Source organism: Actinosynnema sp. CS-041913 (assembly GCF_050942485.1).
In the GTDB taxonomy this organism is placed as follows: Bacteria; Actinomycetota; Actinomycetes; order Mycobacteriales; family Pseudonocardiaceae; genus Actinosynnema.
Genome location: NZ_CP192037.1, coordinates 4,243,906 through 4,259,065 on the forward strand (window position 1 = coordinate 4,243,906; position 15,160 = coordinate 4,259,065).

The 15,160-nt window shown below is 74.2% G+C and carries 9 protein-coding genes; 5 read left to right on the top strand and 4 right to left on the bottom strand.

The features are described 5' to 3' along the window. Window positions 1–108 precede the first annotated feature (108 nt). A complete protein-coding gene (locus tag ACQPZF_RS19960; protein ID WP_433273777.1) occupies window positions 109–822 on the top strand; it encodes an AAA family ATPase in 714 nt (237 codons plus the stop codon). On the opposite strand, the gene ACQPZF_RS19965 is transcribed toward ACQPZF_RS19960, so the two are convergent. Together ACQPZF_RS19965 and ACQPZF_RS19970 are read right to left on the bottom strand one after the other, a co-directional pair. Beyond that, window positions 770–4,258 (bottom strand): DEAD/DEAH box helicase, encoded by a 3,489-nt coding sequence (locus ACQPZF_RS19965; RefSeq protein ID WP_433273779.1) that lies wholly within the window; start codon window positions 4,256–4,258, stop codon window positions 770–772. The genes ACQPZF_RS19960 and ACQPZF_RS19965 overlap by 53 nt on opposite strands. Window positions 4,259–4,360: 102 nt before the next feature. After that, window positions 4,361–5,296: a helix-turn-helix domain-containing protein gene (locus tag ACQPZF_RS19970; protein ID WP_433273781.1), complete on the bottom strand. Its 936-nt coding sequence runs from the start codon at window positions 5,294–5,296 to the stop codon at window positions 4,361–4,363. A 75-nt stretch (window positions 5,297–5,371) separates the two neighbouring features. Between ACQPZF_RS19970 and ACQPZF_RS19975 the strand changes: the two genes are divergently transcribed. The 3 genes from ACQPZF_RS19975 (at window position 5,372) to ACQPZF_RS19985 (ending at window position 8,500) form a co-directional block, all read left to right on the top strand. Then, window positions 5,372–6,445, top strand: coding sequence for a hypothetical protein (locus ACQPZF_RS19975; protein ID WP_433273783.1), 1,074 nt, complete (start codon window positions 5,372–5,374; stop codon window positions 6,443–6,445). 162 nt (window positions 6,446–6,607) lie between these two features. After that, window positions 6,608–7,519, top strand: coding sequence for an SMP-30/gluconolactonase/LRE family protein (locus tag ACQPZF_RS19980; protein WP_433273785.1), 912 nt, complete (start codon window positions 6,608–6,610; stop codon window positions 7,517–7,519). 54 nt (window positions 7,520–7,573) lie between these two features. Beyond that, window positions 7,574–8,500, top strand: a complete 927-nt coding sequence (locus ACQPZF_RS19985; protein ID WP_433273787.1) for a hypothetical protein — start codon at window positions 7,574–7,576, stop codon at window positions 8,498–8,500. On the opposite strand, the gene ACQPZF_RS19990 is transcribed toward ACQPZF_RS19985, so the two are convergent. Beyond that, entirely contained in the window at window positions 8,501–8,707 is a 207-nt protein-coding gene (locus ACQPZF_RS19990; protein ID WP_433273789.1) for a DUF4287 domain-containing protein, read from the bottom strand. Continuing rightward, the gene (locus ACQPZF_RS19995) at window positions 8,704–9,519 is read right to left on the bottom strand and encodes a siderophore-interacting protein (protein ID WP_433274628.1); all 816 of its coding nucleotides are present in this window, start codon (window positions 9,517–9,519) and stop codon (window positions 8,704–8,706) included. Before ACQPZF_RS19995 ends, ACQPZF_RS19990 begins: the two co-directional genes overlap by 4 nt. Before the next feature lie 342 nt (window positions 9,520–9,861). Here ACQPZF_RS19995 and ACQPZF_RS20000 point away from each other — a divergent pair, with 342 nt between their 5' ends. Beyond that, a complete protein-coding gene (locus tag ACQPZF_RS20000; RefSeq protein ID WP_433273791.1) occupies window positions 9,862–15,090 on the top strand; it encodes an NACHT domain-containing protein in 5,229 nt (1,742 codons plus the stop codon). Window positions 15,091–15,160 lie beyond the last annotated feature (70 nt).

Here is a 15,160-nt window from a genome sequence, read left to right on the forward strand (position 1 = left end):
AGCCTCCAACCTCGACGACGGGCGCTTTCTAACCCACGCGGGCGACCTCCGGATGAACGCGCGGTGTCCCCAGTCTGACCCGCCCCGGTCCGCTCTGGTCTGGGCCTCGTGGACGATCTTCCGTTGCACCAGTCGGCCGAGATCCTGGTCGGTTCGAATGGTCCCGTCGTGGTCGCGGAGCTGTTGGACGCGATCGCCGGGTCCGACGGTCCCGCCGCTACCTTGTCGGCACGCCTCGGCGGTGACGATCCCGTCGCGGTGGACCACGCCGACCTCGCGGTGGACCACGCCGAGCTGGTGGCGGCGGCATCACGGGAGGCGACCCGCCTCGCGGACATCCACGTGCGGCCCGAGCACCTGGTGCTGGCCTTGGTCGAGTTGGCGGGTGGGCCGCTGGAGCGGGCGCGGGGCGTGTTGCAGGTGATCATGGGGGAGCGGGCGCACGCGGACTACGAGGGGCTGCGCCCGGTGGTCCGGGCGGAGGCGCCCCGGCTGGTGCTGGTCGCCGGGGTTCCGGGCACCGGGAAGAGCACCCTGGCCGAGGCGTTGGCGTGGCGGCTGAGGGCTCCGGTGTTCTCGATGGACTGGCAACTCGGCGCGCTGGTGCCCTTCGGTGTGCTGCGGGCCGACAACACGGTTCCGTTGGCGGACCTGAACCTGACCGCCTCGGCGGCGCGCCAGCTCGGAGGACGTGCTGTCCAAGGTGTTGGCGTACTTGTAGGCGGTCTTGGCGTACCTGTAGTGAACGAGCCGGTGAAGGTGGACGGGGTCAACTCGGCCGCCGTGTGCCTGTGCCTGGTCGGGGGGACCGACCCGGGGTGACCGCGCCCAGCCCTCGCCGGGAAGGCTTGGGCGGCGGTGGCTCGTCGTCGGCCGCCAGGGCGTCGTAGGCGGACAGCCAGCCGGTGGCGCGGTAGTCGCCGCGGCGGGTGAACACCGCGACACCCCGGTCCGGCTCGTCCGGGGCGTCGTCGGGGTAGCGGACGTCGGTGGTCGCCTTCGTCGGCGTGGGCGGGCCGTGGTGCTTGCCGTGCCAGGTGACCGCCGCCGCCGCGACCGTGCCGCCCACCGTGGCGTGGTCGTCGTGCAGGGTCAGGGTCGCGGTGGTGGCGCGTTCGCGGAGCAGGGCCGTGTAGCCGGCCTGGTCGAGTTCGCACTCGGCGGGCGGCCGGCCGGGTGGCCAGTCGGGGGAGCGGACGCCTCGGGCGAGGGCCGAGCGCCACATCTCCGGCACCAGGGCTTGCGCGCGGTGGCGGGTGGCCATCTGCTCGCACAGCCACAGCAGGCGGCCCGCGCCGCGCCCCGGCGCGAGGTGCCGCCAGCGCAGGCGCTGGTCCAGGTCCGCCGCCACGATCGCGATCCACGGGTGCACGGCGCCCAGCACGCCCTGCGCCGCCAGCCAGGACAGGTAGCGCGGAGCCTGGTCGAACACCGGGTGCAGGGTGGACAGCGGGATCCCGGCGGCGACCCGGCGGCCGGGTTTGGCGCGCGCGAACAGGTGCGGCGAGCGGGCCGCCAGCAGCAGTGCCGCGCGGGCCAGGTCGCCGGGTGCGGTGGAGGTCTGCGAGCCCAGGCCCTTGACCGACGCGGTGTGCGTGATCTGCGACGTCCGGCCGCCCGCCTTGATCACCGTGGCCACCGCCGGGCGCACCTGGTCCGGAACCGGGATGGCCGCCAGGTCCCGCACCGCGACCGACAGCACGAGGGTCAGGGCGTCCTCGGCGGCGTCCGGGTCCGGCGGCACGGGGAGCAGGCCGAGCGCGTAGCGCAGGCGGTGGCCGGCGTGCGTGGACACCATCATCCGGGCGGTCAGTCGGCCCAGTTCGGTGATCGCGAGCGTGCCGTCGGTGCGGGCGGCGAGGTGGCCTTCCGCGACCAGGAACGACACCGCGTCCTGCACGGGCAGCAGCGCGTCGTCGCCCTGCGCGTGGGCCAGGGTCTCCACCCACCACGCCTCGGCGTCCGCCAGGCTCGTGATGCGTCCCTGCAACACCTCCGCGAGCACGTGGTCGGGCAGGCTCTCGTGGATCCGCGAGTACACCGAGTACCCGGCGACCAGCCTGGTCTGCCACGCCGCCCGCTGGTGCTCGTCCACCACCAGGTACGACCAGCCCTCGGTCTCCCCGGCCCCGACCCGCCCCGCGCGGCCGAACATCTGGAGCACCATCGAGGTGTCCATGGTCTCGCCGCCGACCGTGGTGTCCCGCACGATCACCGCGCGGGCGGGCAGGTTGACGCCCGCCGCGACGGTGGACGTGGCGACCAGCACGTCGGCCTGGCGTTCCCGGAAGGCGCGCTCGGCGGCGTGCTTGTGCTCGTAGTCGGCGTAGTGCAGGCGGACGCCGACCTCCGCGCACACCTTCGTCAGGCCGTCCACGTCGTCCGCCGCCACGGTGTGCACCGGCGCGCCCCGGTCGGCGGCGATCGCCATCGCGGTGGACCGGACGTTGCGCTTCGAGCCGCAGAACACCAGCACGCTGCCCCGCTCGGCGGTGTGCCGGGCGGTCAGATCGATCACCACCTGCTCGCGCAGCCGGGCATTCGCGGCGTACCCGGACCCGGCGGGCACGGTCGGCAACTGCCACGTCACCCGCGACGGCCGCCAGGCGGTCGCAACCAGCTCCGCCTCCAGCCACTCGGCGACCTCGGCGGCGTTCGACACGGTCGCCGACAGGCCGACGATCCGCACCGGCGAGTCCGCGCCGCGCACCCGTGCCAGCAGGGCCTCCAGCAGCGCGCCGCGGCCGGGCGTGCCGAGGAGGTGGATCTCGTCCACCACCATGCAGCCGACCTCGCCCAGCGCGGCCTGGAGCGACGCGGCTCGGCAGATCGCCTCGAACTTCTCCGTCGTCGCCACCCACAGGTCCGCGGCCCGGACGCGTTCGACGTCCACCGCGTACTCGCCGGACAGCCGCTCGACCCGCAGGCCCTGCGCGCGCCAGGTCTCCAGCTCCCGGTCGAGTTCGTCGGTCAGGGACCGTTGCGGCACCAGCCAGGCCGCCTTGCGACCCTCGTCGAGGATGGTCTTGAGCACCGCGAGCATCCCGATGGCGGTCTTGCCCGCTCCGGTGGGCGCGGTGATCAGCAGGTGCGAGTCGTCGTCCAGGATGCGCGGCGCGGCCTGCGCCTGGGCCGGGTTGAACATCGGGAACGGCAGGAACGGCAGCCACTCCGGCGGGACGAAGCGGTCCACCGGCGCCGGCTCGGGAGCCTCGGCGGGGATCGGCTCGTGCAGGTCCCACAGCAGGCCGAACGCCAGCCGCGCGGCCAGCGCCCGGTCGTCGGTGACCGGCTCGCAGCGTTCCGGGACGATGCCGCCGACCTCGGAGAGCCACGCGGTGGCCTGGAGGCGGTCGGTCAGCGACGAGACGGTCTCCTGCTCCAGCCAGTGCCGGATCGACCGGTGCTCCACGCCCTCCTGGGTGAGCAGCGCGCGCAGGCCGTCGAACTCGGGGCGGTCCGGCATGATCACCCGCGCGCCGGACACGCCGGCCGGCGGCTTCAGCGTCGGATCGGTGGTCTTGCACCACCACACCGGACCCGAGTCGACCGCGTTGACCAGGGTCGGAGGCAAGGTCGGTGCTTCGTCCTGCGCGGTCGGGACCGCCTCGGAGCCGGCCAGGATGGACCTGATCCGGGCGGCCATGACGGTGGTCGACATCCGCCGCGCCGGCCGTGCGGGCGGCGTCTGGTCCGGCTGCTCGTCCGGTGGTGCTCCGGTGCCGGGCTTGTCGTCAGGCAGGTGTCCGTCGGTGCGGTGGTCACCGGGCTCGCTGTCGGGCAGGTGTTCGTCGGGCTCGCGGTCGGTACGCGGTCGGCTGGTTCGGCGGGCGGCGGGCTCATCGTGCGCGGGTTCGGGTGCTTTCGGCGTGCGGTCTTCGGGCCGCTCGCGGGACAGGGTCTCCTGCGCCAACGCCGCCAACTGCGCGTCCTCGGCCGCCCGCCGCGCGACGGCCTCGGGCTTCAGCTCACCCAGCACCGACCGCTGCGACAACTGCAACTGGCGCAACGTGAACGAAGCCGGGCACCGCGCGCACACCACGGCGGCCTGCAACTGCTGCTTGCCGCGGTGCGGATGCGCCCGGTAGAGGCCGTGCAGCTCGCCCGCGCACCGGGGGCACCGCTTCTCGACCGGGATCGGCGACCACTGCCAGCCGGGCTCGCCGTACCGGGCGATCGCGGGTTCGGGACGGACGCCCCACCGGGCCTCGACCACCCCGGCGACCGACGTGTCGACGTCAGACGGCCCGCGAACCACTCATCGCCTCCCCTGCACGCCCACGGCCGTCGGCCACCCACCCCGGTAAGCACGCGATGCTAACCCGACGGCCGCCACCCGCGCCGACGGCCGCCGCGCGGGTCAGCGGCGGTGGTACCGGACGGTGTTGGCGGTGCGGGTGCGCTGGACCATGCCCGCCCGGTGCAGGCGGCCCAGGTGGTAGGAGACGGTCGACGGGGCCAGGTGGTGGCGGCGGGCCAGTTCCGCGGTCGTGCGGGGGACGTCGAGGTCCTGGAGCAGCGCGGTCCGGGTGTGGCCCAGCACGTCGCCGAGGTGGCGGGTCGACGGGGTGGCCGTCGCCGGGTAGACGAGGTGCACGGGCCGGACGCCCAGCGGGTCGATGCCCACGCCCACGTGGCCGGCGAGCGTGGACGGCAGCAGGAGCAGGCCGGTGGTCTCGCGGACCGTGCGGTGGAACGGGCGGGTGACGTGCAGCGCGCCGTCGTGCCACCGGGTGGTCCGGTCCAGGCCGCCCAGCAGCGCGCCCAGGCCGTCACGGGCGGCGGCCTTCGCCCTGCGGTCCACGTCCGCCTCCAGCCGGCGGTGCACGGTGGGCCAGCGCGGGGCGAGGAAGTGGGCCCAGAAGAGGGCCAGTTCGTCGGCGAGTCGCTGGGCGAAGACCTCCTCCCCGTGGTGCAGGCACTCCAGCACGGGGCGGGCGTGGCGGGCGCTCTGCGGACCCGTGCCGCGCTTCCCGCGCACCCACGCCGCGAGTTCCGCCGCCACCTGCTCGGGCGGGGTGGTGGCGACCTCGTGCAGTTCGCGGTCCACGTCGGCGTCGTAGCCGGCGGGCAGCGGGTTGAGGAAGTCCGGCACGTATCCTCGGTGCTGGCCGAGGAAACCCGCGAGCAGCCGCAGGTCGTGCCGGACGACGGTGTCCCGCGCCGCGTGCGCCCAGCGCGCACCGCGCCGGGCCTGCGGGTGCCACTGGTTCAGCACGGTGCCGATCTCCATCAGCGGCGACAGCCCGAACCTCGTCGCCGCCAGAGCCGTCGCGGACAGTTCGACGGTGATCACTCGTCCTCCCGGTGAGGCGTTCGAACCTGGTCGAATCACTGGCGCGACGGCGGTCGCCCGACCACGATGCCGTTTGTGCGCAAGCGAATCAGCCTCCTGATGGCCCTTGCGGTGGCCGTCGTCCCGGTGCCCGCGTCCGCGTCGGACTCGTCGTGGCAACCGCAGTCCGCCGCCGCCCGGGGCACGTTCACCGCCGTGACCACCGGATCCGACGACGCCTCGACGGCCTGGGCGTTCGGGATCGGCCCCCACGGGCGGTCGTTCGCCGTCCGGACCACCGGGCAGTTCGCCGAGGAGTGGATGCCCGCGGCGGTGCCCGACGTCGGCCGCGTGCACCACGCGGCGGGCCGCTGGGCGGCGGGTGAGCGGGGCGCGCTGCGCTGGGTCGACGGCGCCTGGCGACGTGTCCCGTTCGCGGGGCGGCCGGGTGCGGTCACCACCGTGCGGGCGGTCGAAGTCGATCCCCTGGACGGGGAACGGGCGTGGGCGGCCGGTGTCGAGACCGTGCCGGGCACGCCGTGGCGGCGGGGTGTCGTGCAGCGCTGGGACGGCTCCCACTGGCAGGCCGTCCCGGTGCCGACCGGGCTGCTGGACGCGTCGAGCGAGCTGACCGCCGTGCTGCCGTGGGTGGCCGGCGAGGTCTTGGCGTTCGGCGTGGACCACGACCGGTCGGGGGACCGGGTGCTGGTGCTGCGCTACGACGGGCGCACCTGGACCCGCGTGCCGACACCGCACCGGCCGGGGCACGACGAGCACGTGGCGGGTTACGCCCCTGCCTCCGCCAGGCTCGTCGGCTGGACCGCCCCGGTCGGCGCCCCGCCGTCCGCCCGCCGCCCGCTGGTGTACCGGGTGAACCCCGAGACCCGCGAACTCGTCCGCGAGCGGACGCCCGCCGTGGCCGCCGAACTGACCGCCGTGACCACCGAGTACGGCACGCCGCTCGCCGTCGGGCACACCGCCGCCGGCCGGCCGTTCGCCATGCACCTGACCGGTGACCCCGAGGAGGGGTTGTGGGCGGCCGATGCGATGCCGGACATCCGGGGGAAACTGCTCGCGGTGTCGGGGATCCTGGTGCCGAACATCTGGGCGGTGGGCGTGGCATCCGGCCCGGCGGGCGACCGTCCGCTGGTGCTGCGGAACAGCCCGTAGGCCGCCCACCCGCCCGGTGACGAGCCACCCGCGGCACGTCCGAGTGCCCGCACGACCAACGGCGTGGGCCACGCCGCGTAGTGAAAGGGTGCCGCCGGGTTACTGCGTCCCGATGGCGCGACCCCGAGACTGGACGGGGCGCGCCAGAGAAGGGACTACCCGATGACACTGGTCCGTAACACGCTGGCCTGCGCCATTGTGCTGGTCGTGCTCAACGCCCCGGGCGCGATGGCGGTCGAGCCCTATCCCACCACGATTTCCCTGCCGGACGGATTCCGGCCGGAAGGCATCGCCATCAGCGGTGAGTCGGCGTACTTCGGCTCGATGGGCACGGGCGCGATCTACCGGGCGGATCTCGCCACCGGGCGTGGCGCGCAGTTCGTCGCCGGCACCGGCACGGCGGCGGTCGGGCTCAAGGTCGACGGCCGCGGCCGGCTGTTCGTCGCCGGCGGCGCCGGCGGCAACGCGCGGGTGATCGACACGCGCAACGGCACGACGCTGGCCACGTTCCGGTTCGGCACCCGGTCCACGTTCGTCAACGACGTGGTGCTCACGCCGGACGCCGCGTGGTTCACCGACTCGCTCACGGCGGTGCTCTACAAACTGCCGTTCGGGCCGGACGGCGCGCTGCCCGCGCGGGCGGAGGTGATCAGGCTCAGCGGCGACATCGTCTACCAGTCGGGGACGAACGCCAACGGCATCGAGACCACCCCGGACGGCCGCGCGCTGATCATCGCCCAGCACAACACCGGCAAGCTGTTCCGGGTCGACCCGGCGACCGGTGCGACCAGGACGCTGTCGGTGGCGGGCGGGCCGCTGGTCAACACCGACGGGCTGCTGCGCGACGGGACCACGCTCTACGTGATGGAGAACCGGGTCAACCGGGTCGCCGCGGTGGGCCTGGACGCGACCGGGGCCACCGGGACGCTGCTGCGCCGGGTCACCGACCCGAGGTTCGACGTGCCCACCACGGCCGCGGCGTTCCGGGACCGGCTGTACCTGCCGAACGGCCGGTTCACCACCACGCCGACGCCGGACACCACCTACACGGCGGTGGCGATACCGAAACCCTGATGGCCCATGTGGGCGAGCCGGTAACGATCTCCGTCGGACGGTCGAGGAAGTGACGTGAAGGCGTTGTTCGTCCGGCTCTACCGGTTCACCCGGGTGCGCGGGCTGATCGTCCTGGCCGTCGGCCTGGTGTTCGGCACGATGCTGTTCGCGATGGGCGGGTTCCAGGCGCTCAGCGGCGCGGGCGGCGTGCTGGGCATGGCGATCAGCGCGCTGGTGATGATCGTCGTGGGCGCGGCGAAGTACCCGCGTTCGGCGAACACCGTGGGCCACGAGGAGGTCGTGCTGCCGCTGCTGCGGTCGTCCGCCAAGTACTGCCTGATCCTGCGGCCGTTCGGGCAGGACGCGGAGATCGTGCTGCCCAAGGCGATGGCGAAGCGCCGCATCGGCGGCAGCCCGTTCGTGCGCAACGTGACCATGGAGCAGGTCGTCACCACCGCCGCCCGCACCACGCTGGACATGAAGACCTACGGCATCGTGGACCAGCGCACGACCTTCGCGCCGCCCGGCCCGATCCTGATGCGGGCGCCGGACGCCGAGTGGCAGTCGGTGGCCCGCAGCCTGATCCGGCGCGCGCACGTGATCGTGCTGATCCTGCCGCCGGACCGGGACTTCGGCGACGGCTTCCAGTGGGAGGTCGAGCAGATCCGGCGCTACGGGGCGCAGTCGCGGGTGATCGTCCTGCTGCCGCCGGGAGACCGGGACGAGGAGACGCACGAGGCCGCGCTGCGCCGGGCGTGCGTGCTGCTGGCCCTGCTGGACGGCGAGCCGGACCACTTCCGGATCCACGAGTACGAACTCATGCTGCCGGCCACCACGCTGCTGATCCGGTCGACGGAGGGAGGCGCGAAGTGGTGGGAGTCGGTGGCCGGGCCGCCGGAGCGCACTCTGTTGGGGCGCAAGCGGAAGATGGTGATCGCGGACATCACCTACCTGGAGGTGCTGGAGGTGGTGATCCGCGAGATCGACCACGAGCACCCGTGACTAGCGGCCTTCGGCGAGGGTGTGGGCGACCAGGGCGTTGGCGTGGCCGTGGCCGAGGCCGTGCTCGGCCTTCAGCCAGGTGACCAGCTCCAGGTGCTTCGTCAGCGGCGACTCGCGGATGAGGTCCTGCCACTCGGAGACCGGCCGGCCGTACGTCCGCTCGATGGAGGGGAAGTAGGAGGCGGGGCCTTTCACCGCGTCGCTCATGCCTGGTGCTCCTGTTCCTGTTCGACCTGGCGGTTCCAGTCCTGCTTGGTGGACTGCCAGCCGTCCTCGTCCTTGCCCAGCCGCCAGTAGCCGGAGATGGAAAGCTGCTCACGCGGCACCGCGCGCTCCACGCGCAGGTAGCCACGCAGGTCCTTGACCATGCCGGCCTCGCCGTGCACGAACGCGTGCACGCGGCCGGGCGGGAAGTGCAGGGCGCGGACGGCCGCCACCAGCGCCTCGCCGCGCGGCCCTCCGGCGCGGTGCACCCAGACGACGTCGAACGGCGTGTCCTGCTCGTCCTCGGGCCCGTCCACCTCGGCGAACACCTTCGCGACCGCGCCGGCGGGCAGCGCGTCCAGCGCCGCCGCGATGGCGGGCCACGCGCTCTCGTCACCGACCATCAGGTGCCAGTCGGCGGTCACGTCCGGCGCGTAGCCGCCACCCGGACCGGCGAAGTGCAGCACGTCACCCGGTTGAGCTTTGGCGGCCCACGGTCCGGCCACCCCGGAATCACCGTGCGTGACGAAGTCGATCGTGAGTTCGCGGGCGTCGGCGTCCCAGCGGCGCACCGTGTAGGTGCGGGTGCGCGGCCACTGCTCGCGGGGCAGCGTCTCGCGGACCACGGCCAGGTCGAACGGCTCCGGGTAGGCCACGTCCTCCTGCGGGAACTGGAGCTTCACGTAGCTGTCGGTGAACGGCCCCACCGCGAACCCGGCCAGCCCCTCGCCCCCGAGCACGACCCTGATCATCTCCGGCGCGATCCGCTCGGTACGCAACACCCGCCCACTCTTGCCCCGGGACCGCTCGGCCATGGGTTCCCGCTCCTCGCCGCCGACGACACTCTCGGTGTCCACCGTACGTGCCGACGTCCACCTTCCGGCGTAGCGCCCCCGCTTCAGTGCGGCCCCGGGAGGCCGGGCACGACACCGCGTCGGCTGGTCGGACGGTCGCCGCCGCGCCCCGGCCGGGCCGGGTGAGGTCGCTCACGGTCGCCCGGCGGTCCAGGGACGCCGCCCAGGCGCGGATGTCCGCCAGGTGCTCGACCCCCGGCCCTCGCCGGGGGTCGACCTGATCGTCTGCCGGTGGGGCCGTCGGGCCCACTCGATTCCGGTCCGACCGTGAGACCATGCGGCCACGGGAGAGAGGGGTCGGGTTTGGCCCAGGAGGAGTGGACGCCTGCCGCCAACCACATCGGCGGCCACGTCTACGGACCCGCCGTGCAAGCCGGCCACATCCACGGTGACGTGCACATCAACCACGTTGCGGGCGACGTGCAAGCGGTTCCGGCGGAAGCCCCGACCCACCACCCGCCGCCCGAGGGCTGGGACACCCGACCCGAACTCCCGCCGGAGATCCGGTTCCTGCTGCGCGCCCAAGTCCAAGCGGCGCGGGAGCTGCCGTACCGGCTGCCGGGTGCGCGCCGGCCGTCGCTGGCCACCGTCCACGTCCGGCAGGACCTGGGCAGCGGCCACGAGGAGCCGTCCGACCAGAACCGGCCCACCCCGATGCTGGACAGCCGGCGCCGCCTGGTCGACCCGCCCGGCACGCCGGTCGCCCGGCCGGCCGTCCGCCCGCCGTCCCGGACCGTGCGCGCGGCGCTCGACGGTGACGACCACCTGCTCGTCACCGGAGGACCGGGTCAGGGCAAGTCGACGCTGAGCCTCCGATTAGCCGCCGACATCGCGGCCCGCTGGACGGCGTCCGACGGCGGGATCCCGCTCACGGAGCCGGTCGTGCCGGTGCGGCTTGCCGCCCGCGAACTGGCCACGCGGCTCGACCTGCCGTTCGCCCAGGCGCTCGCGGACGCCGTGCGGGTCGAGTACGGCTCCCTGTTGCGCTTCGCGGTGGACGCGCGGACGCTCGGCGAGCGGGTCGTGGGCTGTCGGTGGCTGCTGCTGGTGGACGGCCTGGACGAGGTCGCCGACGCCACCCGCCGCGACCGCCTGGTGGCCGTGCTGGCGGCGTGGGCGTCGGACGAGTCGCCCTACCGCGTGATGCTCACCACGAGGCCCATCGAGGGCGCGGCGCTGGCCCCGTTGCAGCGGGTCGGCGCGGCGCGGTACGAGTTGCAGCCGTTCGACGAGGAGGCGTTGCGGCGCTTCGCCGAGAACTGGTTCGACGACGGCGGCGACAGCGCGTACCGGTTCGTCCGCCAGGTCCGTGAGGCGCACCTGGACGAGCTGGTCCGCGTGCCGCTCCTGGCCACCATCGCCGCGATCATCTTCGAGCAGCACGACGACCGCCCGCTGCCCGACAACCGCTACGAGCTGTACGAGGCGTACCTCAAGTACCTGAGATCCGGGCGCCCCACCACCCGAGGCCCGTTCGACCACTGCTGCGACGCCCTGCTGGAACACCTCGGCCGCATCCGCCTGGAAGCCGACACCTCGCTGGTCGCCGCCGCCCAGGCCTGGGCACAGCACCACCTCGCGGATCTCGCCGGCGACTGGCGCGAGGAGCTGACGACGTTCCTCGCCGCCGTAGGCCCCCTCACCCGCCACGGCGACGACCTGCGCTTCCTGCACCACAGCTTCGCCGAACACCTCGCCGCCACGGCGAGAGCCCGCCTCCTGCCGGATCGCTTCGACCCCGACCACACCGATTTCGCCCACCTGCTGCACGCGGCCCGCCCGGAGGAACGTGGCCGCCACGCCAGGATGGTCCTGTTCCACCACACCCGCCTGCACCCGGCCGAAGCCGACCGGCTGGTGCGGTGGTCGCACGAGGGCGACGCGGAGCTGCACCTGCTCGCCGCCCGGCTGCTCGCCTCCCGCGTGCCGGCTGGCGAGGAGGTCGTGACCGCGTTCCTCGCCACGGTCCGGGCGTGGGCGATGACGACCCAGCACCCCGGCGGCGAGATCCTGTCGCAGGCCGGCCGGGCGGCGCACCACCCCGGCCTGGCGGCGTGGCTCGCGGACCTGATGCGGGACGCGGGCGCGCCGTGGGAGTCGCGGGTGGAGGCGGCGGCGGCCCTGGCGACGAGGCTGCGCGGGCCGGAAACCGCTGAGGCGGTCGCCAAGCTGCGCGCGGTGGTGGACGACCCGGACATCCCGGCGAAGCACCGGCTCGCCGCGGCCGAGGCGTTGTCCGAGTGCGGAGGCAGCGAGCGGGAGGCGTCGGAACGCGGCCTGCGCACCGTGCTGGCGGACCCGATGGCCACCGCGTTGAACCACCGCAACGCCGCCGTCGTGCTGGCCGGTTTCGGGCCGGACGCCCGCGCGCACGCCGTCGACCGGCTTGATCGGCTGTTGCGCGACCCTCAGACGCCGGACGCCCACCTGATCGAGGCCGCCACCGCCCTGGTCGAAATCGGCGTCGAGTTCCACGAGCGCGGCGCGGACGTCTTCCGCACCGTCCTGCGGACGCGCACCTCACCGGGCCGAGGCGTGCGCGAAGCGGCGATCGGGTTGGCATCCCTGGGCCCCCAGCAGTCCGCCGACGCGGTCGCCGCCTTGACCGCGCTGGTGACCGACCCCCGCGTCGACTTCACGGATCGCGTCCACGCCGCCGAAGCGCTCGCCGAACTGGGTCCGCAGCACCGCGTCGCGGCGGGCCGCCACCTGCTCGCGCTGTCGGCGGAGCCCTCCGCGGGACCGGGCGACCGGCGTGACATCGGGGTCGCCCTCGCCCGGCTCGGCCCGGATTTCCGCTCATCCGCGGTGCGGCTGCTGCGGGCGGTGCTCACCTATCCGGCGACCAATCCGAACAACCTCCTGTGGACGGCGAGGGCGCTGATCGACCTGGGGCCCGACCAGCACGACGAAGCGGCGCGGGTGCTCCAGGAGGTGGCGGCCGACCCGCTCGCAGGCGTATACGACCGCGCGACCTCCTGGGCGCGGCTCGCTGGGCTGGGCGAACCGCACCGGACCCCGGCGGTGGCCGCTCTGCGCGCCGCTCTCGCCGACCGGGATGCCCATCCCTCCCTCCGTGCCCAGGCGGCCGGGGCACTGGCGCGACTGGGGCCGGAGTTCCACGCCGAGGTGGCCGGGCACCTGCTCGCGATCGTCTCCGGACAACCCGACCCCGATGTGCATCCTTTCGCGTGGCGCATACTCGGGAGCCTCGGCAGCGAATTCCGCCGCCGAGCCTCGACGGCTCTGCTCGACCTCGCTGCGACGGACGAACAGGACGGCTGGTCGTCACAAGGACTCGGCGTCCTGTTCTTCGCCTCGGACACCGATGATCCCGCGCAGGCGGCGGAGGTGCTCACGGCAGTGCTCCGCGATCCCGCGCGCAAGACCCGGACCCGCCTGGCAGCGGCGCGGAGCCTGCTCGACCTCGGCCGGCACCTCGCGGCGGTGGACGGGGCGGTCGCACTGCTGCGCTCCGGACTCGTGCCGCTCAGCGGACTGTGGTCGTGGGTGCCGGGTTTCGCCGACGTGGCCGCCGGCCCGCGTGGCGAACTCGCGGACGCGCTGAAGGCGGCGGCGTGCCACCCCGCCGCATCCGAGAACGCGGTTTGCCAGGTCGCACGGGCGCTGGATGCGTTGGAGCACCATGGCGATCCGGACATCGTCGCCGCGTTGCGAGAGATCGTCGCCGACGAGTCGGCGGAGGCGCTCGTTCGCGGCGACGCGGCCGTCGCGCTGGCCCGTGCCGCGTCGGATCGGGTGCCGGACGCCGTGGCCGTCGTGCTCCGGATCCACGACCGCGGACAGGCCGCCGTCTGGGAGAGCCAGGTGCGCCAACTGGCCGCGCTCGGCGGAGACGTGGCGCAGGCGCTGCGGCGGCTGGTCTCCGACCGGGACGCCACCCGCGCCGTGCGGGCGGCGTCCGCAGCGGTCCTCGCCGACCTGCGGCCCGAATTCGCCGACGAGGCGACGCGTGAACTGCGCTCGCAGATCTCCGACGAGTTCCTGCACGCCTCCGTGCGCGTCAACGTCATGCGGCACTTGGCCGCTGCCGATTCGAGCGCCCGGCACGACGCCGTCGCCTACCACCGCGCACTGCTCGACGACGAGACCGAGATGGTGAGCCACCGCATCACAGCGGCGTTCTGCCTGGCGCGGCTGGACCGGTCCGCCGGCCCGGTGGCCCTGTCGGCGCTCCGGCGATTCGGCTTCGACCAGACCCTGACGGCCGAGGAGCGCGCGCTGTCCGTGGTCTGGGCCTACCTGCTGACGCCGACCCCCACCGCCGAGGCCGCCCGGCTGGTGGTGGCGGTGGTGGGCGATCCGTCGTCCGGTAGCCAGGTGCGCCACCAGTCGGCGGCCCACCTGTCCGGGAAGGCACGGCCGGAACTCGACCGGCTCCTGCTGGCCGACCACTCCGCCCCGATTCGACACCGCGTGCCCGGAACGGACCCGCTCGGCCACCAACGGCTGCCGGCCGAAACGGAGCGCGTGATCCGCGATGTGCTCGCCGGGCCGGAGACCAGGCCTGCCGAACGGGTCGCCGCGGCGGTCGAGCTGGGCAGGCTGTCAGCCCGGTTCGTGGCGGAGGCCGCGAGCCTGCTGGCGGCGTCGGGGAGGCTCGACGCCGCGCGGGAACTGGCGAAGCTGGGGCCGGCGTGGCGACGCCGGGTGGTGGCCGAGGCCCGTGGCGTCTTCGGTGACGAGACCCGGTCGTGGCGGGCGCGTCACCGGGCGGCCGGGTTCCTCTGCGAGATCACCGCGGACCCGCCCGACGCGGTGCCCGACCACCTTCGCCGCGTGGCGCGGGACGAGCGGGTCGCCGAGGTGGTGCGGTTGGACGCCCTGTTCGCGCTGCGGCGGACGGACGGCCTCGACGCGGTGCGGGCGATCCGGGACGACGAGCGGGCAAGCCCGGCGATCCGGTGGACCGCCGCGGTCCGGCTCCGCGACTACTCCTCGGAGGACCGCGCGGCGGGAGCGCGCGTGCTCCACGCGATCGCCACCGACCCGTTGTGCCGCCCGGTGTTGCGCCGGCACGCGGCGGGCGACCTGATGGGATCGGGGACGCGCGGGTCGGAACTCGGTGTGGCCGTGCTGCAAGCGATCATTGCGGACGACACGCTGGCGTTGCCCAACCGGGTGCGGGCGGCTGAGGTGCTCGGTCTCACTCGGCCTGACCTGCGGGCCGGGATGCTGCGGTTCTTGCGCGGGCTGCGGACCGACAACCCCTTGCACCGCCGGACGGTGCTCGCAGCCATCGGGCTGCTCGAACCCGAGGAAGGCGCGCGTGCGCTGCGCGAGCTGGCCCAGGACCGCACGCACGGCCCGGTGGCCAGGCTGCGGTGTGCCGAGACGATGGCCGAGTTGCGGCGTGACTACCGGGAAGCCGCCGCGATCGTGGCGCGGGAGATCGCGCACGACGTGACGACCCCTCACCACGTCCGGGCCACGGCGGCGCGGAACCTGGCCCGGTGGAGCGAGCTGTGCCGGGCGGAGGCGCGCGAGCTGCTGGAAGCCCTGCGCGGGTGACGGCGGGCCACTTTGGTCCGCATTGGTACGGGTTTAGGGGACGTCGCTGGGCGAGGCTGGTCCCGCCGGC